The sequence below is a fragment of the Bacillus sp. UMB0728 genome (assembly GCF_002858875.1).
GTDB classification, from domain to species: domain Bacteria; phylum Bacillota; class Bacilli; order Bacillales; family Cytobacillaceae; genus Bacillus_AB; species Bacillus_AB infantis.
Genome location: NZ_PKLA01000002.1, coordinates 579,832 through 601,542, shown reverse-complemented (window position 1 = coordinate 601,542; position 21,711 = coordinate 579,832). Strand labels below are relative to the sequence as shown.

Genomic DNA, 21,711 nt, shown 5'->3' with positions numbered 1-21,711 from the left:
CAGACCCCTTGGCCCATTAACGCAAATAAAAAAGGAACAAGGGGGCTGTCCCCTCATCCCTTCTACTGTCTTCTCAATTGGAATAAGTATGCTGCAGAAACGACGCTTTGCAGCAGGAAGATCAGCAGTATATAGAAGATAAAATAATCCTGGTGCATGATTTTTGTGATGGCGGAGAGAAAGAATCCCAGCATGACACCGGCGTTCAGGAGCTTGTAGGAAAGGGACATGACCTTCAGCTGGATCACCTGTCCCCTCTCATCCTTGGATTCACTGTCTTTCTCAAACCTGGCCTTATAGGCCTCCGACACAATGACACAGACAACAAGTACGACAATCGAAACATTGAGCATTGAAAACATCTTATTCCTCCTTGTAATCAAAAACGTCCATGATTGGTTTGTCTAACACCTTTGCAATCTTAATGGCCAATATCAGAGAGGGATTGTATCTGTTTTTTTCAATGGAGAGGATTGTCTGCCGGCTGACCCCGACTGCATCTGCCAGCTCCTGCTGCGTCATTTTCTTTTCCGCTCTGTACACAGAGATTTTATTATCAAGCATTTTCATCCGCCCTTTAGGTAAGCCATTGAGTGAATGGTAATATATTTCTTACATAATGTAAAGTATTTTTTACAAAAAGTATGGAATTAATTACATATATAGATTCATAGTCATGCTTAATCTGAGAATGGGTGACAATGGACATGATCTTTCTATACACCTGATAGGACGAACTATTCAATTATTTCGAAATGCGAAATATTCGACACTCTTCATTTCATTCCTACAAAACTAGACCTGTGCGTAGTTCATATTTCGACAAGGTGACGGCGGCTTGTCGATTTACAATAGTCTTTGTAAGAAAAGCGAAGGAGAGTGACAGGATGAAGGTAAACAAATGGATTGCAGGATTCAGTACAGCAGTTGTTTTATGTGCGGGGGCTGGAGGCACAGCTATTGCGGCCCCATCTCCTGACAGCGGCAAAGCAGGACAGTATGAGGCCAGCTCTGTGGCTGGATTTACTGACTATGCCGAAATGGTAAACAAGCTCCAGCAGATTGAGAAGAGCAGCCAGGGCAAAGTGTCGTTATCGGTTGTCGGCCAATCCAATCAGGGACGGGACATTTACCAGGCACGAGTTGGTACAGGGGAAAAAGTGGTACTGATTGAAAGCGAAATTCACGGCAATGAAAAGACAGGCACAGAGGCACTGTTAAAAATCCTTCAGCATCTTGGATCCAGCAATTCACCGGAAGCGAGGCAGATCCGTGAAAATGTCACTTTAGTGGTGCTGCCAAAAATCAACCCTGACGCTTCTGAGCTTGACCGCCGCGGAAATGATATGTCCTGGGAGGAAGCTGTGCAGGATTTCCCTCAGCTTGCAGCAGCCGCAAAGCCAGCATGGAATTATTATGCCTCAGGCACAATCCAGGAGCGAAATTACACCGGACAGCCCGGGTTTGATGTGAACCGCGACTTCAACCCTGACTTGGATTACGTACCGCAGGCCGGAGATTTCCCTGGCAGGTCAAGCGAACCCGGCTGGTACATAACACCGGAATCCCAAACGGTAAGGGATGTGTATAAAGCATTAAAGGCCGAGTTTGGGAAGGTTGATGTCTTCGTTGATCTTCATCATCAAGGACAATACTATGTAGAAGGAACGGACGACATCGTCACGATGTCCTTGTCAGGCGAGTTTGTGCCTGATCCAAATACATCTGCGGGAGCCAAATATGCGGAATATGCAGATCAATATAATGTTGAGTATTCAAAGCAGCTGAACTTAGCAGCTTATAATGCCCTTCAATCAATCGGCAGCTCGCCGTTCAATAACATCACCCTCTATCAGCAGAACCTGGACCTTCCAGGCACTGCATTGGGAAGCTTCGCCCTTAACGGAAGCGGCACGGTCCTATTCGAGGTCAGGGGCCAGTCCCATACACTGGGACAAAAGAAAAAGGGACAGCTTGTGAAGGCGGTTGAAACCGGCTTGAATGCTATTATTGAAGGAGTTGCGGACGGCTCGGTGGAGAATCTGGATGCTAATGAGTATAACGAGATTCCGAAGACCGCTTATGAGCCAGGTCTGTAAAGGATTAAAAAAGCCTCCATCCTGGATCCCCGGCAGGATGGAGGTTTTTAATTCTATTAGTTACAGTTATATGTCATTAAACGCTGGCCCACATAAATCTTATTCGGATCCGAAATATTATTTAAGGATGCAAGATAGGAAGCCGTCACCCCATACTTAGCGGCAATTTCAGAAAGAGTGTCTCCTGACTTCACATAATAATAGACCGGGCCAAAGCAGCCTGGAGGCGCGGCTTCAGCAGTGGAAGTGCCTACAGTGCCGAATCCCCCCAGAATCCCTAAAGACATAGCAGACGCTAATACAATTTTCCCAAGCTTTTTCATAGAAATCTCCTCCTAATATAGTTTCGGTTCTTCCTTTCAAAACTATCAAATATTGGAAGCGGCAACAATAGGGTTGACCTTGGGAAAACTTACGGAAATCTTGTTATGATAACTTAGGGCTTATGGGGTGTTTATTTAAAGGCTGATCTAATTTAAGAATACGAGGTTCTTTATTGCGTAATTTACTCGCAACAGGAGTTGGCCTAACGTTCTTTATAGCAATTCCTGCTTGGGAAAATCAGAAGATGATAGTATCTTTTAGCAAAAAAAGAGGAACAAGTACCTGTCCCCCTTCCTTATACCGCCTTAGACTGTATCATAAATCTTCTCTCACCGTCCCACCATGCTACCCTGAGTTCAGGATATTGAGAGGATATTAGAATGGCCTCTTCAACATTCACTGTCACCACATGGGTAAAGCCGAGTGAAATCGCCATTTTCCCTTTATCAATATGACCTGCCGCAATCCCATCGCCTTCGCGGACAAAGGAATAGAGCTGTTCATCCCAAAGGGTTCTCTCAAATTGATGATCGGCGATATTTTCTGATCTAGAAACGCTGCTTTCCGCTGGATTAAGCCTGAATCTTTCCCACGGCAAAATGAAGCGGGCATTTTCTTCCTTAGTTTCAAAGCAGAAAAAGTCAGGCACTGAAGCGGATTTCAAATCCTCAGATAACCAGTGTTTGTACTTCAATTCCTTGTTGGATTAAAAACTCTTTACTGTTGATCAGCGTATTCCCCATTCCCGCAAAATCTTCAACTAGGAGGGCTTTCTTTAGGCTGGGGGCATGCCCTTTCCACTCTGGCGACTCGCTGTTGCGGTCATATGTCAAAAAATAATAAGGCAGCCCTGTCAGGAAAGCCAGGTGAAAGCCAGGAAAAGAGCCGCCCCGCAAAATAATCACGAGCCCGTCAAAGCCCTCCCCCCTTATCTCGTCCGCCAGAGAATCGAGCGATAGGGAAATCTGATTATAATCAAGATATATATTTTTCATTTATCTAACCTCTATTTGAAAGATCCAAAAACCAGGAAAGCTGATAGAATGCATCTAAAAACTTTGCCTGTGTCATTATATTATAAAAAAAGAGGAAGGGTAAATGGCAAGATTTGATTGATTCCTTTTGGGGGAGCTGTGCGCCGGTTACTTAGAAACCTTTATTTGTTCTGGCTCATACTTTTTTGCTGCCTGCTTTGGCCGGCAGCAGACTTTATTAAACTATAGATAAGCAGTGCAAGGGAGATGCCTCCGCAGTCCACCATCACATCCAGAAGCAGCCCGCTCCTCAAAAAGTATAGCTGCAGGAATTCTGTTGCCAGCGCATATATGGCTGCAATGATAGCTGAATATGCTTGGGGGAAGAGGCTCAGCAGCCCGCCAGTCAACATGAAAAAGGCAAGAGCATGCCCAGCCTTCTGGTAAGCAAAATTCTTATCAGCACCGGATGGCCAAGGCAGCAGCAGTTCTTCAAACGAAGGGTTCCCCTGCCATTTAAAATGAACTTCTCCTGAATCTCTTAAATCAGCAAAATTGCTCGAACAAGTACAAACGAATTTAAAGACACTCATCATAACCACAAAGAGAATCCTCAAAATAGCGCACCGCCTTAGTTTCTTTAAGAACAGTCTCGGCCATGAGGAAATAAACTATACAGCGTAGATCCCCGTGTCAGGCACCGCTCGTGGACAAATATGGGGGAAGTGTCTTTTGGCGGTGCCTGACACGGAATATCAAGAAGGGGCAGCCGCCGCTGCCCCCTCTCTTAGATCATTTGCTAAAATTTATAGTTTCTCTTTGCTCCCCCAGCAGAATAGAAGTCTGCCTTGGGCTTGTCTGCGCAATGATCCTGCCGTTTCGGATAGAGTAAAGGACGGCTGCCTGCTTGCGGATGGCTTCGTATTCATTTTCAGCGTCTAGGACAATGAAGCTGGCCGGTTTTCCAGCTTCTATTCCGTAGCTGTCTTCGATATGAAGCGTCTTGGCGCTGTTATTAGTAATCAAGTCAAAGGAACGGACAATTTCTTCGTAGCCCATGAGCTGGGATACGTGGATGCCCATGTGGAGAACCTGAAGCATATTGCCTGTACCAAGCGGATACCACGGATCAAAGATATCATCATGGCCGAAGCTCACATTCATTCCTGCTTCAAGAAGCTCCTTCACTCTGGTGATGCCCCTCCGTTTTGGATACGTATCAAAACGGCCCTGAAGATGGATATTCACAAGGGGGTTAGCCACAAAGTTTATTTCCGACATCTTCAGCAGCCTGAAGAGCTTGTAGGCATAAGCATCATTATAGGAGCCCATCGCCGTTGTATGGCTGGCCGTCACTTTGCTGCCGAACCCGCGCTCATATGCTTCCGCTGCCACCACCTCAACAAACCGTGACTGCTCATCATCGATTTCGTCGCAGTGAATGTCTACAAGGCGGTCATATTTTTCCGCGAGGTCGAATGCAATTTTCATAGAAGATACGCCATATTCTCTCGTAAACTCAAAGTGCGGGATGCCGCCGACCACGTCTGCACCCATTTTCAGCGCTTCTTCCATCAGCTCTGCCCCGCTTGGATAAGAAAGGATTCCCTCCTGCGGAAAAGCGACCAGCTGCAGATCAACATGTGAAGCCATTTCTTCTTTTACTTCTAAAAGCGCCTTCAGCGCCGTCAGGGTTGGATCCGTCACATCCACATGTGTGCGGACATGCTGGATTCCCTGTGCGATCTGCCATTTGAGCGCTTTTTTAGCCCGCTCCTTTACATCCTCATGTGTCAAAGTTTCCTTGCGCTGTGCCCATCTCTGGATGCCCTCGAACAGTGTGCCGCTCTGATTCCATTCAGGCTCTCCTGCTGTGAGCGTTGTATCCAGATGGATATGCGGTTCAATGAACGGGGCAGAAACAAGCGCCCTTTTTACATCAAGCTCCTCACCTTGCCAATCTGATACATCCCCCTGCGACAATTCCGCAATCTTTTCGTCTCTTACTGTTATATTCCAAAGCCCATCCTTGCCTCTAAGCTTCGCATTTTTAATTAACATCATTTAGCTCACCTTTTCCATTTCTGTTATCGTGCCTGTGTTTGCCGTGAGAGCTGCAATCTTGGTGATGACAACGAATGTGATCGCCGCCCCAAGCAGTGCATTGACCGGAGGAATTCCCGGGATGAAATTCGCAGCAAGCACACCCGCTCCCCAAGCGATCATGGCCGGCCAGTTGACAGCTTTGAATGTCATTTGCTCAAATTTCTTATACTTGCCTCTGTTGATGATAAAATAGTCCGCCAGAATGATGGCGCCAACAGGCGGCAGAGCTGCCCCAAGGATGGTCAGCCATCCGACGAAGTTATTGTAAAGCCACATTGCCAGGATAGTTCCGACGATTCCGTTAAAAATGACAACCTTGCTTTTTGAGATTTTCGTGATGCTTGAGAAACCGAGTCCGGATGCATACAGTGCATTGTCATTAGTTGTCCAGATATTAAGCCCCAGCACAAGGATGGCCGGGAGGATCAATTTTTGAATGAACATCACTTCGGAAATATCTGATTGGCCAGTTGCGATTGCGCCGATAGCACCGAAGATGAACATGAGTGAATTTCCGATAAAGAAGGCAATTACAGTCGTAATGACTGCTGACCGCTTTGTGTGGGCGAAGCGGGCAAAGTCAGGCGTAAGCGTTCCAGCACTGATAAAAGAACCCACACAGATCGTCAATGCCGCAGCAAGCCCGATTGCTTCTGTAGGCTGATACTGCATAAGGCCTTCAAGCCCTCCAACCGTTTCTGTAGCCTTGAACACTGAAAAGCTGCCGAGGATCGTAATAAGCGGTACCGCGATAAAGCTCAAGATCGCCAAGGCTTTCATTCCGAAAAATGCTGTTGCCGTCATAAGGATACCGGCAATTCCAATCAGCAGATACGCATCAAGCCCTGTCACCTTCTGGACAGGAAGAGCAAACATCGCCACACCAACGCCGAACCAGCCAACCTGGGTCGCTGCCAGTAAGAATGAAGAAAGATATGAACCTTTTTCACCAAATGCATAGCGCGTCAGCAGATGGGTCGATAAGCCGGTCTTGGCCGCGATATAGGCAAGCGCTCCAGTATAAGCGCCAAGAATCAAGTTCCCAGCCAGGACGATGCCGATAAACTGCATAAAAGTCAGCCCTGAGCCAAGCGTCCCTCCTGACCACATGCTTGCCGAGAAAAACGTCAGCCCCAGCATCACCACAAGCATTCTCCAGAATCCGCTCCGGTGTTTCTGCGGAACCTCACTCAGTGAAAAATCCACATCTACCTTTTTCATTTCCATTCCTCCTATAAGTTTCAATAATGTTGAAACTGGTACCGAAGGAGCCTTCGATGGATAAGAAGTTGGAAACGAAAAAAGGCTTCTCGCCGTTTCCGACAAGAAGCCTTTTTCCTCATGAAAAACCAGCGGGCAGGATACACCTCACCCAATGATTCTCATAATTTCCGCTGTCCTTGCCAGCCTCACGGGACTGAATTAAAGGTACCAGTATTTAATTGGTTATTATTATTGCAGAAAAATAGGGAGATGTCAAATAGGTGGGTGGAGGGAAGATGTGTGTTTTACGATTTTGTGGGTTTTCCTCGGAAAATTGGGTGTCAGCTCGGCAGAAGGAGGCTGGCTCGGGAGATAATGTCCTGCTGGACCGTATTTGAGTATGGTATATCATGAAAAATGCCCTTCTACTGTATGTAAAAGGGACATTTTTCCTTAATAGAGCTCCGAAACGTATATGATTCTACATAAATTTTCTATTATTCTACCTAAATTCTTAATTATTCTACCTATTTTTCCAATGATTCTACATAAAATCAGCGTTATTCTACATAAAATACAATTAATGGAAACAAGCACATCCTGACTCCGCCAAAAATGCCTTCATTCTGCGAACCAAAGCAATATCAGTTAAAGACAGACAAAGAACCTGCTCCCATAACCCAAGTCCGCGCCATCAGCATATCCCCCGCCGAAGTCATATGCACTCCATCTGTCGTCAGCTTAAGACTTCCCCCTGATTCAAGGTACTGGATAAATGCCTTATGCTCCGTTACAACCGCTGCGTTGAACTGCTCAGCCAGTTCATGCACTGCCTCAACATATGGAATCAGCAGCCTATTGCCTTCCGAATGAACATCCTCCTCTATGACAGTCGGCTCCATGAGCACGATTTGAGCTTCAGTCTCCTCCTTCACCTGTGTCAGCAGATCCTGATATACCTCCTTGAACCTGCCAGGATCAATCTGCACAATCCCCGGACTGTCCAGCTGCCGCCATACATCGTTAATGCCAATTGAAATGGACACAAGATCCGGCTGAATATCAATAACATCCGCCTTCCAGCGGTCGGCAAGATCAATAATACGGTTGCCGCTCACACCTCTGTTGATAAACTCTAACTCCTTTTCAGGAAAAGAGGTCAAATAGTAGTCGCGGAGGTTCCTTACATAACCGAATCCAATCTGTTCAGGATCCTCTCTTCTGCCATGATCTGTGATGCTGTCGCCGATAAATAACAGTTTCTTTGATTTCATATGCTTCACCTGCTTTAGTTTGATTCTTTATATATTAGATCAACATCCTGGGGATTCCTGCTGACAGGACAAGATTACAGGCTGCTTGTCCAACCAAAATGGCTACTGCCCCTCTATCTATCTGATTAGGGAAAAAACGAAGTCATCACCTGCTGAGAAATGAACTGCTGCCCTGCAAAATGGTGTGGAAAGAGACATATTGTCTTGCCGATGAATACTAAAAGTTGAAAAAGCATAAAAAATGCCCCTCTAAAATGTGTGAGGGGCATTTCTCATTAATTGAGATGGATTCATATAGGATTCTACCTGTATCCAGTGCGGTTCTACCGACTTTTACTGTTATTCTACCAACTCATCTGGTTTTTCTACCGACTTCTCGAATTATTCTACCAACTCGGCTATTTATTCTACCAACTTCTCTAGCCACGCCATAAAAATCACATTTATTACCAAGACATTGTACCAGGCGAGATATAACCCCGCTCTAACCTATCAGCGACTGATAATACTCATACCCCTCAACCCTTCATGCACCACTTTGCTCACAGCCTGCACCATTTCTTCTGGATGCTGGGATTGGAAAATGTTTCGGCCCATATCTACTCCGGCTGCTCCTCCCTGAATCGAGTCCAGAACAGAAACCCTGTCCCCCTACTCCCCCAGCAAAGCTGCCCCAACAATCCCGCTCCGGCTATCAAGCCCGGACAGCCTGATTTCTGTATCTCGTATCAGTGACTGAAGGCCAATCCTCTGCAATTCTATCTTCAGCTGGTCAATGATCCATTGGCCGCCTGACATAACTCCTCCGCCCAGTACGATGACCTGCGGGTTGAAGGTATGTATAAGATTGACCAGCCCATAGGAAAGCCCCATGATCATAATGCTGACCGTCTCTTCAGCGAGGGGATCTCCTTTTTGGTACAGTCGGAATACTTCCTCCCCGGTTACTTCAGCAGGATAGTCCTGGTGCAGTTTCTTCTTTTCAATTAAATCTATCATCCTTCGGGCAATCCAGGTACCGGAAGCATAGGTTTCCAAACAGCCCTTCATGCCGCAGTTGCACTCTTTGCCGTTCATATCAATCGTGATGTGGCCAAGCTCTGCAGCCCCGCCCCAGGCTCCCCGCATCATGCTTCCATTTGTGATGACAGCACCGCCAACACCGGTACCCAGGGCAAGACAAACCACTTCACGGAAGCCTTTGGCAGAGCCGAACTGCTGCTCAGCAAGGCATAAAGCATTAACATCGTTATCAATATAAACCGGCAGCCCCGCAAACTCTGATATGATCCCGGCAAGGGGGATGTTTCCCCACTCTTTGATATTGGCGGTCCCAGACAGAATCATTCCGCGCGAGAAGTCCACCTGGCCAGCTGTTCCGATTCCGACTTTCGCCAAGGTTAAACCCTTTATCCTTGCTTGCTCCTGCATTTCTTTAATTATCGTTTTCAATGAATCTATGATTTCACTTCTGCCTGCTTTAGGTGTCAGCATCCTGTTTTGATATATTATATTGCCACCGGAATCCACAATGCCGGCTGCAATTTTTGTCCCGCCGATATCAATGCCGATGTTATGAAGCATCTTTCTTCCCTCCGGTCGATTCAATTTCTGGTCGGTTCCTCTGCAAAAGGCGGGATTGTGACAGGCAGCTTCCCCCTGAATTCAGCTCTTCCTTCAACCAGCTTCTTTAGAGCAGAGATCGTGTGGCTTGTGTTGCTATAGGCAGCAATATAGGATGCGGCATCTGCTGGAAATGCCGATATGATCTGCGGGTTCCATAAAGAGACGAGTACAATTTTGCCTGTGATTCTATTGATTTCCTCATAGAGGCTCACCCAATCTTCATCCAAGGTTCTTCGCTCATTGATTAAAAGAAGCACATAATCTTCCTCTTTAATGCTGCCAGCCAGCTCTTCAATTTCCTCCAGGGTAGGATTGGCACCATTAATATAATAGGTTTCGTACCTGCCCCCATTGAATACTTGATGGACAACCGCTTTCCGGTCTCCGACATAATTTTCATCATTATAGGTTTTTTGGCTGATAATTTTAACTGACGCTTCTGATGGAAGAGGCAATAATCCTTTCCTGTCAAAAAGGAGGGTGATGCCTTCCAGAGCAATTTGCTCCATCCGGTCATGGTAGTTTTTTCCATAAACTTCTGGCATATCTTCTTCTGCAGGCTCATTGCTCTTTATCCACTTCTGTTTAAAAGCACTTATCCTCCCAACCGCCGAATCTATCGTCTCTTCACTGAGTTGTCCGTTAGCAACAGCCTGCTCAACCGCTTCGATCATAAGCTGCTGGGCTGCCACGTCCCTGCCGCAGGCAAGAATCACATCGGCACCTGCCTGAACGGCCATTACTGTTCCCGCTTCCCTGCCGAAAAACTTGGAGATAGCATGCATCTCCATGGAATCCGTCAGAATCAGGCCTTCAAACTTATACTTTTCACGCAAGAGCTTTTGGAAAAAGAAAGGACTGAGTGTTGCCGGATGGTCCGGGTCGAGCTTCGGATAGACGATATGGGCAGTCATAATGGCTTCCATGCCTGAGTGGATATTCTCGATGAACGGCAGCAGCTCAAACCGCTCCAGCTCTTCAAGGTTTTTATCAACCTTCGGAAGGCTGAGGTGTGAATCAAATTCGGTATCCCCATGTCCCGGAAAATGCTTCCCAACCGCAAGCATTCCTGCAGCATGATAGCCTTCTATGCTTTTTTGGCCAAACCTGCTCACCATCTCTGCCGACTCACCGAAAGAACGGGCTCCGATGACAGGGTTTTTGGGATTATTATTAATATCAATATCCGGGGCAAAATTCATATTGAACCCAAGCTTTATTAATTGAATCCCCATTAAATATGAGGCATCATACGCATTTTCAGCATTACCGGCAGCACCGATCAGCATATTTCCGGGAGAGATGGCCATCCCTTCCCATAAGTAAGCTATCCCTCCGCCCTCCTGGTCGATGGAAATCCAGAGGGGCGGCCGGTTGTGCATTCTGGCGATACGCTGGATGTCCTTGTTCAGCTGCCTTACCTTACCGGCGTCTTTTAAATTACGCTGAAAAAGGATGACTCCTCCAACATTCAATTCCGCAATGGCTCTTTCCAGCTCTGGATTCATTTCTTCCCCAGCAAATGCGATGATGAACATCTGTCCAATCTTCTCTTTCAGAGACCAGTTATGATTCATGCCTTTCCCTCCAATACATCCTCATGTCTGCCCGGCACTTCTTCCAGGTTCAGTGTAAAGCCGACTTCAAACATTCTTCTCCATGGAAGATAGACACCGCCCAGTATGACTTTACCTTCCGGAATATCCGCGAGATAAGTATTAGTAAATTGATGGAGTTTTTCTGAGGCCATATCTGTCACTTCACTGACCTGGCCGCCAAGATTCCGGGGAGTCAGTCCCATCTGCGGCAGAACCTGATAGGAAATATGCTTCCGCACAATCGACTGGTAGCCCCAGTCTTCCACAAGGCGGGAATAAAAGAAAGAACGGCTGGCCTTATTAAAGGCAGCAGGTGTCTCCTTATCCTCCTGCTGGTAATACGATGCGATGACGGCATGTGAAATGACCGTCCCCATAGTATTGCCATTCGTATTCCAGCCGGCATATGCCAGGAGGCTGTGAAGGATAGACTGTTTAAAAAGCTGCTGAAGAAGGGAATGGTCCCCGCCATTGCATATGGCCACATCCGCTAATGCTACCTGCTTGCCTTTTCCGATATAATGCTTCATTGCCTGGATGAATTCCCGGATATTCACCTCTGAGAAATAGGAGCGGTGCCTGCTGCTAAGCTCATGGCTTGATTCTGCCATATGCTCTGCCCCGGCAGCCGGGGAATGGACCATCAGCAGGAAATCATTATCCTTTTCATTTCCTGTGATGATGCCGCCTGCCGCAGTGATATGGGATTTGATGCTTTCCATCAGGGTGCGGTCCTCGTATCGTGGGATAATGTACGGTCCGTTGGCAGAAGAAAATCTGAGCGCAATCTCAGGTCTATACTGCTGGATTTCGCAGAACACTCTCGCAAAAAGGGTGCAGGCAATTTCATCGGCTCCCGGGTATATTGCCGTCCGGTCCATTAGATTGAGCCGGTCGATTTCAAGCATATGCTGCCGCTGTTCTTTGGCAGTGAAGCCATATTCCGAATTATCATCCAGCGGGATGATGAAATAATCGATTATCTCTTCCTCAACCATCTGCAGCACATGTGAAGTCAGACTGAAATTGGTTTTTCTCCGTTCAAAATAATCCTCCTTCACTTCCTCCGGGAGCCTGCTTTCGATATTCAGCAACTCAGCTAGCTCCTCCTTGCCAGCCAGCCCCTGATCTCTTTTATCGGACAGGCGGCCAAGGCGGCAGATCTGCTCGCCGTAGTGCTCGTAATAGTCGGGCTCCTCCTCGCTGCTGCTGTAGGCAGGGACACGCATGATCAGATTATAGGCATAAATTTTTATATGTGGATTTTCGTCCTGAACTGTTCTCAGCACCTCGAGCCGTTCCTGGCATTCATCTATGGAAAGGTGATGCAGCCGGGAAGGGACAATGCCTCCATAGATCAGCATATCAATGGAAACAATGAGATAATCTGCAGATTTTGCTTCCTCCCTCAGCCATTTATGAAGGAGAGGCACATCAGCCGGCCTCTTCATATCGCCAAGCAGCGGCTGGTCCGGAACAACAATCTTCAAGTCTGTCATTGCCGCCAGGTCCTGCGGATATTTCAGGTTGCAGGGCCTCTCATCAAGTGGAAGGTATACGACCTTTTTCATAAGGATCCTCCTCTGCTCAAGTTGTGTTCTTTCAATAAACCCCACCAGCCGTACTGCTCTAGATAGATGCTATCAAAAATCATCAGGCTTTCTCCGTTCTTGGTGCACATCTCCAATGCCTTTTGAAACTGCTGTTCATTTCCTTCATAATCCTTGAGGAATAGGGATGGCAGGTAGGCAGGTTTGTTCATCACAGCCGCCTTGCTGATCTCGATTGCCCCTTCAACACTCTCCCATTCTCTCAGACCTGCAGCTGCAGCTTCCTGTTTTGTTACATGAAAGCAGTAGCAGCCAGTCATTAAAAAATCGAGCTCTTCAGCGTATCCTGTCTCACTGTAATCCGCATCCATCCAATCATAGCCAGGACTGAACTCCTTGCTGCCCCAATTGACACCTTCCTGAAAAAACTCCGGATACCACGAGCCGACATACACACCAAAATCCCTGCTGCTGCCCGCTTTCTTCACTTCTGCTTTCGCTTCCTTTATAAAGCTGCTGATGACCGATGCCCTCCAGGCAAGCCATTTTTTAAAAAAGGGGCCTCCCTCAGCCACATCATAAGGCCAATTTTTTATAGAAAGACTGCTGTACTTTTCAAACTCCCTCCTGCTAAGCGGGCTGTAATCGGCTTTTACATTCGGATAACGGCACCGGTCAAGAATGAAGGCGTCAAACTCATAATTTTCTCCCAGTTCGCGGATGATGGAAAGCTCATATTGTCTTACATCAGGCATAACGGGATTAACGAAAACTGCATTTTCAGTCCAATCCTCCGCCTTCGTAAAGGCCGGCCGGCCATCTCTTCCCTCCCCCAGATAAATCACTTGCCAATCTTCCTGTAAATGGGGCAGAGCAGGCGCTCCGATCCTGCCTTCCGCAAAAATATCCGCCTTCAATATTGCCTTTAACCCCTGCTCTTTAATCGCTTCAAGCATCACTGCCACAAAATCAAGCCCCTGCCAGCAGGAAAACCTCTCCCATTCTCCGGCATGCGGAGCTATTTTACTTTGATAAGTAACATATCCGTAAGGAATCTTTGCATCTACAACAATATGGGTAAATCCAGCCTTTTTGGCCTTATCTATGTACTCATTCCGCTTTTCTTCTATATGGAGTCCCGTGCCATTGGCCAGAAAGTCTACCCACAGAACCTTTGCCTCTTTCATGAAGCCATAACAACTCCTTTCCCTTAAGTGAGAAATGGCGCCTCCTCAGGCGCCATTCCTATTTGATCCCGCTTTAACCATTCTCCAAAACAGTCAGCCTTTTACTTGTTCTTATACCATTCATTTACTTCATCGGTCCATTCCTGGCCGCCTTCTTTATTCCATCTTTCTACAAACTTATCAAAAGCATCGATCGGCTCGTTTCCAGCAATGATATTGGAAAATACTTCATCTTCCATTGTCTTCAGCTGGCCGCCGTACTGGCCGCTTGCACGGGTTGGAGGACCCTGGTATTCCGTATGCATGGCATGCTCGCCAATCTTGGTCACATTGTCATATAATCCGAATTCAAGCCCCAGGGAATCGAGGCGGATCTTCGTTGTTTCCGGATCAAGCGGCTCTACAGTAACATACATTTGGCGGTAAAGATGTTCATTATGTTTTTCAAAATCTGTTGATGCCACTCCGTCCTTCATGCTCCAGACATCATCTTCAAACCCGAGGAAAATATCGCGGAAACCGTCAGACACGATAAAGTCCAGATACTTCACTACGGCTTCAGCATTATCACTTGTCACTGGTACCGCATTATAGCCGCGGACAAGGGCGCTTCCGGCAGTTCCGGAGTCTCCATTCGGCCCAACCGGATACTCGAGCGACGTCCATTTGGCATCAGGATTATTCTGCTGGTTAGTCAGGATCGGCCCGCGCGGATCCCACCATGCTGCTGTAAACAGGCCGGCGCGGTCATTGGCCACTTTTTCACCCAGGACAGAGAGGCTGTTGGAAGGAAACTCTTTATCCAGTAAACCTTCTTTATACATGTCTGCCAGGAACGCCAGCGCTTCCTTCATCTCAGGAGTGGTGCTGGAATATACCAGTTTCCCGTCGCGCTCCACCCACTGGCTGCGCTGAATCCCGAATGCCCCAAGGAATGGAGAAATACGTCCGAGTGTATCGGTCATGATCAAGCCAGTATTGTCTTTTTTCGCTTTGAATTCTCTCAATACATTCACATATTCATCAAGGGTTTCTGGTTTTTTAAGCCCCAGCTCATCAAGCCAATCCTGGCGGACATACATGATTTCAGACCCTTTTTCCTGGAGGATATGGGGAATAGCATATATTTCGCCATCAACGGTCACAGCATCCCAAGCTTCCTCTGGTATCAGCTTCTTCAGATTCTTTCCATGCTTATCAACAAGATCAGTCAGCGGTGTGAGTGCCTGCTGGTTTACATAATTGACGAACCAGTTTGCATCCGGGCTGTAGATGAGGTCTGGAAGATCATCACTCGCCATCAGGACATTCAGCCTTTCCATATATCCTTCAGCTGGAGGCACCTGGACAGATACATCAATGCCTGTATTCTCCTCAATAAAATCGAGGTAAGGATTCTTATTTTCATCCATGCCGCTTGGGAAAGTCCGACCATAGTTATTCACAACAATATCAATCTTCGGATTTTCCTTTGAATCCTTTTCATCGGTGCCCGATTCTTCGGAGCAGGCAGTACTGAACAGCATCACTGACGCTAAAGCGAGGCCTAAGCCAGCTTTCTTTGAAAATAACCCCTTCATTCTACATTTCCCCCTTTGGAAATTTAATTAAGATAACACCTTTCGGGTATGAAGCAGAAAATAAGTCCAGGCTATACAGGCATCATCCCGGACACCCCCTTTTATTTGCTGAAAAGCATCAGCCCTTTACAGAACCAATCATGACACCTTTGACAAAATACTTCTGAAGGAATGGATAGACAATCAGAATCGGCAGTGTACTGGATATGAGTGCGGCTGCCTTCAGTGACTCATTGGCAAGCAGCTGCTGCTCAAAATTGTCCCGCAGATTTATTTCTGACTGATCGAACTGGATCAGCTCCCGGAGATATACCTGGAGCGGATATAACCCTCTGTCATTGATGTACAGAACTGCATCAAAGAAGGAGTTCCAATGGAATACTGCATGGAACAGTCCTATCGTTGCAATGACCGGCATGGACAATGGAATGACAATCTTGAACAGGATGCCAATATTAGAAGCTCCATCCATCTTTGCCGATTCCTCCAGCTCTGCCGGGACACTCTGGAAGAAATTCTTGACGATGATCAGGTTGAACGCGCTGATCGCTGTCGGGATGATGTATGCCCAGAACGTGTTAAGCAATCCTGTTTCCCTGACGACCAGATAGGTAGGGATCATCCCTCCGCTGAACAGCATCGTGAACACCACGAGAAACAAGATGACGCCGCGGCCTTTAATGTAAGATTTCGACAATGGATATGCCATCAGGCAGGTCAGGAAAACGTTTATAAACGTTCCGACCACCGTCCGTGCCACACTGACCCCAAATGCCCTGAGGAAATGCTGGTCCATCAGCACCTCTTTATAGGCGAGGAAGGTAGTCTCGATCGGGAAAAAGACGACCTCCCCTGAAACGATGGCACGCTGGCTGCTTAAAGACTGGGCAATCACATGCAGGAAGGGGAACAGGCATAATAGTGCAAAGCCCCCTAAAAGCAGGTAATTGATGACGGAGAATGTTTTCTCCCCTTTTGTACGCATAACTGCCATTTAAGGCACCCCCTTACCAAAGGCCATTCTGCCCCAGCTTTTTGGCAAACTTATTGGCTGCCACAACCAGGATGAGTGCAATGACCGATTTAAATAATCCGACCGCAGTCGTATAGCTGAACTGTCCCTGGGTGACGCCGACCCGGTACACATATGTCTCAAAGACGTCTCCAACGTTATATACAAGCGGATTCAGCAAAATGAAGACCTGTTCGAAACCGACCTCCAGGATATTGCCCATCTGCAGGATCAGCAGGATGACAATGGTCGGAAGAAGGCTCGGCAGGGTAATATGCCATGTCTGCTGCCACTTATTGGCCCCATCGACTGTTGCCGCCTCATAAAGCTGAGGGTCGATGCCAGCGAGGGCAGCCAGGTAAAGGATGGTTCCCCACCCTACACTCTTCCACAGGTCGCTCGCGACAAGGACGCTCCGGAACCAGCTGTCATCTGCAAGGAAGTAGATCGGCTCAAACCCCAGGAACTCTACAAAGCTGTTCACAATTCCGGTGGATGGCCCGAGAAGATTCATCATGATCCCCCCGACAATGACCCAGGAAAGAAAATGCGGCATATAGATGACCGTCTGAATCGTCCGTTTATACATCATGTTCCTTAGCTCATTCAGCATCAGGGCGACAATGATAGGGGCCGGGAATCCCCAAAACAGCTTGTAAAGACTGATAAGCAGTGTGTTTTTGAAAATCCGGTAAAACTCCTCCGCCTCAAACATCCGCTCAAAGTGTTTAAAACCAACCCATTTGCTTTCAAGGACACCGGTAAAAATGCTGTAGTCCTGGAAGGCAATCACAATGCCCCACATCGGTACGTATTTATAAATAATGAAAAATAATATGCCAGGCACCATCAGCAGATAAAGATCCCAGTATTTCAGGAAAACATTCTTCCGTTTAATCTTTGGCCTTGTTTTAGCATCAAACTTTGCCGCCTGTGTTTCAATCGGTGTTCCTTTAATCATAAAAACCCCCTCCTTTCACTAACCTGCCAGCACTTAAACAGAATGGACAGCCGGCCACGACAGCTCAATCCCCTCAGCCTCAAGGAACCTCTGGAAATCAGCCAGCCTGCCCGCATCATTGCGGATTTGACGGGGGGTCAGACCCCGCTTCAGGCTATATGCTGCCAAGTAGCCGCTCGCCTCGCCAATATTCCATTCGACCGGATGAAGACGGTAGCATCCGTTTGTGATATGCGTCACGCCAAGGTTCTTGGACGCCGGCAGCAGATTATCGACCCTTACTGGGATCAGGCTGCCCAGCGGAATCTGAAACGGCAGGCTGGAGATATCGATGAAAGTTGACAGGCCTGTACTCGGATGAAGATCAATCCGATAGCAGCCGATTCCGACAGAATCAGGGAAAACTTCAGCGCCCGCTTCTCCGCGGACAGCCGTGCTGATATGCTGCTCCAAAACGGTGAATTCTGCTTTAATTCTCCTTGATTCCCTGATATAGGGATACATGGCAAGGCCATCGTCAGTGCCGGTCACATCCGGGCGAAGCCGCAGCCCTTTATACCCCTGGCCGCCATCAGGCCTCGGCGCTTCTGTCTGCATCCAGTAAAGTAGCGATAAACTCAGCTGCCTGGCTCCTTCGAGATGCTTCTTTCTCTCCTCTTCATCCACTTCGATTACCGGGCCAAGCCAGTAATCGTTCTGCGGCCAGTTGATGAGAGAAATGTCGCCCTCATAGGTACCCTTCTGGAAATTGCTTTTATCTATCAATCTCCGATATTCCCATAAAGAGAATTTACCTTCTTCCTTAAAGAAGCCATAAGTAATCGGTTCTAGTGTTACAGGGCTGACAGCCGTCCAGTCCAGCTGCCTGTTCGGCCAGAAAGAAGCTTTGTAATCCCGCCAGAAGCTGTATGTTTCGGGTTTCTGGATGGTAAAGTCTTCTCCTTCCAGATAGTCAACGGCAAAGCAATGGGTGATGGCCTGCATATCCAGCGGATCTGATTCCCCTGGCCGGGCATGAGGTTCTCCAGTATCTTTCTGCGATTCCGCCCCTGTCACGTATTCCACCCCGGCAAGCGGCAGCAGATCCCCGCAATCCGTTGCATCCAAAAAGTAGGGAGCAGTCAGTATATAGCTTTGCCCGCTTAACAGATGCTCTGCCTCCACAGCCTTGACCTGGTCTCCGTCCGACTCTGCTTTTATTGCTTTGGTTTCCGTTAAGACCACGATCTTCCCGCTATGTATGTACGGAGCCAGCATTTCCTGCAAGGCAGCCAGCGCTGCACGGGGCTCGTGGGAAATCCGGCTCACAATGGCGCTTCCCGGGTTGAGATGCGGCATCTGCAAGGTTTTTTCAGAAAGCGGAAAATGCGACTTGTAATAGTTTCTTACCAGGCTGCGGAAAGTTCTGTAGCTGCTGGTACAGCCAAATTTTTCAATCCAGCGGTGCTCATCCGGGGGGACCGCCTGGTTTGTCAGCTGCCCGCCGATCCATTTCGTCTCTTCCGTCATCACGACTTTGCACCCGGACTTGGCAGCAGCCAATGCTGCTGCACATCCGCCTGTACTTGCGCCGATGATGACAATGTCTGCAGACAATTCTCGTTTCAGCATTCCATTGGCCCTCCTAATATAATTTGTCGGAAACGGCTTTGGCCGTCTTCTGCAAGGCAGCCAGCGAATGTTCCTTATACTGCCTCTCAATAAATCTGGTCAGCATATCGAGCACATGCATCTGAGAAATAAGAGAAGAGAAAGCACCGCCATGGAGCGGGTCTTCCACACCAGAGGTCAAAAGGGCGACATCGCCGTATTTGGTAATCGGCGATTTCATATGGTTGGTGATGCAAATGATGAATGCCCCGTTTCTTTTGGCGATTTCAATGGCATCGACCAAATCTTTTGTACTTCCAGAAGTAGAAATCCCGATGACCACATCCCCTTTTTTGGCAAGGGCACAATTCATTGCAATCACGTGGGAGTCAGAAGCTGATTCTGCATTAAACCCCAGCCGCATGAACCTGTATTGCGCCTGCTGTGCCATCACACCGGATGCACCGACGCCGAAAAGATACACCTTATTGGAGGCAATGACCTCCCGGGCTGACTCCTCCATGGCATCCGGATCGACCAGGCTGAGTGTATTCTGCAGTGTAGCACTGTTTTCGGCCGTCACCTTTTGAGCAAGCACATAGGCACTGTCCGTATCTTCCACTTCGCCAAATTCCTGCCTCGCAGCTTCGGTGCCATTCTGGGCAACAGCAAGCTTGAAATCCTGGTAGCCGCGATAGCCAAGCTTCCGGCAGAAACGGATCACGGTCGTCTCTCCAACTTCGGCGTGCTCGGCCAGATCTGAAACCGACCAGTATACCGCCTGCTTCAGGTGGCTTCTGACAACCTCGGCCACCTTTTGCTCTGATTTTGTCAATGATTGAAATATGCTGGTGATCATCACATCAGGATTCATTGTCGTGCTGATTCTATTCATTAAGACATTCACCTTCTAAAGTTCGTATAGTTATAGATATTGATTTACATAGGAAAGCGTCTGATCCATATGGCTGATGATGCCCATATCATGGCCTGAAAAAGGAAATACCTCAATCGACTTCTCGGCCTGGATATTGTTGTAGACGCCGTATATAGGCATCGGCGGGCAGACCAGATCCTTCAATCCTACTGTGACCCTTGTTCTGCAGGTGATGCGCGAGCAGAGATTCAGATTATCGAAATAAGAGAGAGTCTGATAAACGGTTTCTATATGCTCTGGATGCCTGTGAAGGAACTGTTCGACTATGGTCAGCGAACCTTCAAACTTCTGCTTCATGGCCAGGCCTATGTCACACATATTCGGAACATCGGCAACAGCAAGCTTTGGCCTTCCGTCAAGAGCTGCAACAGCGAGCGTGATGCCGCCCCCCAGGCTTGCCCCCATCACAGCGATACGCGAGCTGTCTATCTCCGGCCGGGAGCTTACAAAGTCGATTGCCCTGACCCCATCCATATATACCTTCCGATAATAGTATTCTTCCTTATCGAGAATCCCTTTTGTGGCCCAGGTGCCCATTTCATCCGAGTTATAGCGGGAATAGTCGCCTGTCCTTCCCTGTCCCCTGCAGTCGACAGCCAGGACAGCATAGCCCTGGATCAGCCATTTCATATAATGGGAGACTGAATTTTTATGGCCCCCATAGCCGTGAAAAATGACCAGGCACGGCAGGTTGCCGTTATGCTGGGCCGGCAGTATATAGTAAGCCTGGATAGGAGTTTCATCGAACCCATGAAAGCTGGCTTCATATGCCTCAACCTGCCTGATCGGATAATCCATCCGCTTCACTTCATCCCCCAGCGGCCTGCTCCTTGTCTCGAGAAGCGTCCGATCCCAGAATTCATCATGGTCCCCAAGCTTTGTCCGGCCAGGGATATATGCTTCCAGCTGCCTGATATGTTCTTCTATATGATTCAGCAAGGGCTCACCTCCTTCGCTTCTTATTTAACTTGTTTTTTAAGAGCCATCCTTTCGGCCGTTTCCCTGATCGCTTCATAGAATTGTTTTGTGATGACCTGCGGCCTCGTAATGGCAGTGCCTACTACTACCGCATGGGCCCCCAGTTTAAGGGCTTCGGCTGCCTCCATCGGGGTCTTAATATTACCTTCAGCGATAATCGGGATTTCTGTCGCCTTTGCCAATTCCTCGATCAGCGGCAGATCGGGTATCCTGCGATCTTTGGTATAAGGGGTATAGCTGGATAGCGTTGTGGATATTAAATCAACGCCCGCCCAGCCTGCGGCAATTCCTTCCTCGAAATTGGAGATATCGCCCATGATAAGGCAGGAGCTCCTTTCCCGTATGTAAAGAATCAATTCCTCAAGAGATTCTCCATTCGGCCGCTTTTGCTTTGTTGCATCCAGGGCGATCACATCTGCTCCTGCTTCGATTAAAGCGTCCAGTTCAACTTTTGTCGGGGTAATATATACCGGGGAACCAGAATAATCCCTTTTAATCAGGCCGATGACTGGAAGATTGCAGGCCTTTCTTATCGCTATCACATCATCTGTTCCATTTGCCCGGATGGCAGCCGCTCCTCCTTCTTTAGCAGCCACTGCCATTCTTGCCATCATATCTGCCCCGTGAAGAGGCTCTTCAGGCAGCGCCTGACAGGATACAATCAGCTGCCCTTTAATTTTTTCCATGAAAGCTTGTTTCACCATATTTTCAC

General features: G+C 47.8%; 21 protein-coding genes. 1 reads left to right on the top strand and 20 read right to left on the bottom strand.

From position 1 onward, the window contains the following. Positions 1-62: 62 nt before the first annotated feature. Entirely contained in the window at positions 63-362 is a 300-nt protein-coding gene (locus CYJ37_RS08720; RefSeq protein WP_101549153.1) for a hypothetical protein, read from the bottom strand. Between the two features lies 1 nt (position 363). Then, positions 364-564, bottom strand: a complete 201-nt coding sequence (locus CYJ37_RS08715; protein ID WP_101549151.1) for a helix-turn-helix transcriptional regulator — start codon at positions 562-564, stop codon at positions 364-366. A gap of 323 nt (positions 565-887) precedes the next feature. Here CYJ37_RS08715 and CYJ37_RS08710 point away from each other — a divergent pair, with 323 nt between their 5' ends. Next, positions 888-2,099, top strand: a complete 1,212-nt coding sequence (locus tag CYJ37_RS08710) for a M14 family zinc carboxypeptidase (protein WP_101549149.1) — start codon at positions 888-890, stop codon at positions 2,097-2,099. A gap of 56 nt (positions 2,100-2,155) precedes the next feature. On the opposite strand, the gene CYJ37_RS28000 is transcribed toward CYJ37_RS08710, so the two are convergent. The 18 genes from CYJ37_RS28000 to CYJ37_RS08615 all read right to left on the bottom strand — a co-directional run bounded on the left by CYJ37_RS28000 (position 2,156) and on the right by CYJ37_RS08615 (position 21,703). Further along, positions 2,156-2,422: a LysM peptidoglycan-binding domain-containing protein gene (locus CYJ37_RS28000; RefSeq protein WP_009792881.1), complete on the bottom strand. Its 267-nt coding sequence runs from the start codon at positions 2,420-2,422 to the stop codon at positions 2,156-2,158. Positions 2,423-2,718: 296 nt separating this feature from the next. Next, complete coding sequence (locus tag CYJ37_RS08700; protein WP_101549147.1) at positions 2,719-3,087, bottom strand: hypothetical protein; 369 nt, start codon at positions 3,085-3,087, stop codon at positions 2,719-2,721. A 4-nt stretch (positions 3,088-3,091) separates the two neighbouring features. Continuing rightward, positions 3,092-3,418, bottom strand: coding sequence for a phosphoribosyltransferase (locus CYJ37_RS08695; protein ID WP_101549145.1), 327 nt, complete (start codon positions 3,416-3,418; stop codon positions 3,092-3,094). Between the two features lie 161 nt (positions 3,419-3,579). After that, the gene (locus CYJ37_RS08690; RefSeq protein ID WP_101549143.1) at positions 3,580-4,014 is read right to left on the bottom strand and encodes a VanZ family protein; all 435 of its coding nucleotides are present in this window, start codon (positions 4,012-4,014) and stop codon (positions 3,580-3,582) included. 175 nt (positions 4,015-4,189) lie between these two features. Beyond that, positions 4,190-5,458: a cytosine deaminase gene (locus CYJ37_RS08685; RefSeq protein ID WP_101549685.1), complete on the bottom strand. Its 1,269-nt coding sequence runs from the start codon at positions 5,456-5,458 to the stop codon at positions 4,190-4,192. A 3-nt stretch (positions 5,459-5,461) separates the two neighbouring features. Next, positions 5,462-6,724 (bottom strand): cytosine permease, encoded by a 1,263-nt coding sequence (codB, locus tag CYJ37_RS08680; protein ID WP_101549141.1) that lies wholly within the window; start codon positions 6,722-6,724, stop codon positions 5,462-5,464. Between the two features lie 626 nt (positions 6,725-7,350). Then, positions 7,351-7,980: an SGNH/GDSL hydrolase family protein gene (locus CYJ37_RS08675; RefSeq protein ID WP_101549139.1), complete on the bottom strand. Its 630-nt coding sequence runs from the start codon at positions 7,978-7,980 to the stop codon at positions 7,351-7,353. Positions 7,981-8,631: 651 nt separating this feature from the next. Beyond that, positions 8,632-9,564, bottom strand: a complete 933-nt coding sequence (locus CYJ37_RS08665; RefSeq protein ID WP_101549137.1) for an ROK family protein — start codon at positions 9,562-9,564, stop codon at positions 8,632-8,634. Between the two features lie 20 nt (positions 9,565-9,584). Next, positions 9,585-11,183: a beta-N-acetylhexosaminidase gene (gene nagZ / locus CYJ37_RS08660; protein WP_101549136.1), complete on the bottom strand. Its 1,599-nt coding sequence runs from the start codon at positions 11,181-11,183 to the stop codon at positions 9,585-9,587. Beyond that, a complete protein-coding gene (locus CYJ37_RS08655) occupies positions 11,180-12,775 on the bottom strand; it encodes a DUF4127 family protein (RefSeq protein WP_101549134.1) in 1,596 nt (531 codons plus the stop codon). The genes nagZ and CYJ37_RS08655 overlap by 4 nt, the downstream gene beginning before the upstream one ends. Next, positions 12,772-13,941: an alpha amylase family protein gene (locus CYJ37_RS08650; RefSeq protein WP_101549133.1), complete on the bottom strand. Its 1,170-nt coding sequence runs from the start codon at positions 13,939-13,941 to the stop codon at positions 12,772-12,774. The genes CYJ37_RS08655 and CYJ37_RS08650 overlap by 4 nt, the downstream gene beginning before the upstream one ends. A gap of 101 nt (positions 13,942-14,042) precedes the next feature. Continuing rightward, entirely contained in the window at positions 14,043-15,521 is a 1,479-nt protein-coding gene (locus CYJ37_RS08645) for an extracellular solute-binding protein (RefSeq protein ID WP_101549131.1), read from the bottom strand. 118 nt (positions 15,522-15,639) lie between these two features. Beyond that, on the bottom strand, positions 15,640-16,515 hold the full coding sequence (locus tag CYJ37_RS08640) for a carbohydrate ABC transporter permease (RefSeq protein ID WP_101549129.1): 876 nt from the start codon (positions 16,513-16,515) through the stop codon (positions 15,640-15,642). Between the two features lie 13 nt (positions 16,516-16,528). Beyond that, on the bottom strand, positions 16,529-17,494 hold the full coding sequence (locus tag CYJ37_RS08635; RefSeq protein WP_101549127.1) for an ABC transporter permease: 966 nt from the start codon (positions 17,492-17,494) through the stop codon (positions 16,529-16,531). A gap of 33 nt (positions 17,495-17,527) precedes the next feature. Beyond that, positions 17,528-19,102 carry an FAD-dependent oxidoreductase gene (locus CYJ37_RS08630; protein ID WP_101549683.1) on the bottom strand — a complete coding sequence of 525 codons (1,575 nt, stop codon included), beginning with the start codon at positions 19,100-19,102 and terminating at the stop codon, positions 17,528-17,530. A 16-nt stretch (positions 19,103-19,118) separates the two neighbouring features. Then, on the bottom strand, positions 19,119-19,979 hold the full coding sequence (locus tag CYJ37_RS08625) for a MurR/RpiR family transcriptional regulator (protein ID WP_101549126.1): 861 nt from the start codon (positions 19,977-19,979) through the stop codon (positions 19,119-19,121). Positions 19,980-20,009: 30 nt separating this feature from the next. Then, positions 20,010-20,960, bottom strand: coding sequence for an acetylxylan esterase (locus tag CYJ37_RS08620; protein ID WP_180827285.1), 951 nt, complete (start codon positions 20,958-20,960; stop codon positions 20,010-20,012). A 20-nt stretch (positions 20,961-20,980) separates the two neighbouring features. Beyond that, complete coding sequence (locus tag CYJ37_RS08615) at positions 20,981-21,703, bottom strand: N-acetylmannosamine-6-phosphate 2-epimerase (protein ID WP_101549122.1); 723 nt, start codon at positions 21,701-21,703, stop codon at positions 20,981-20,983. Between the last annotated feature and the right edge of the window lie 8 nt (positions 21,704-21,711).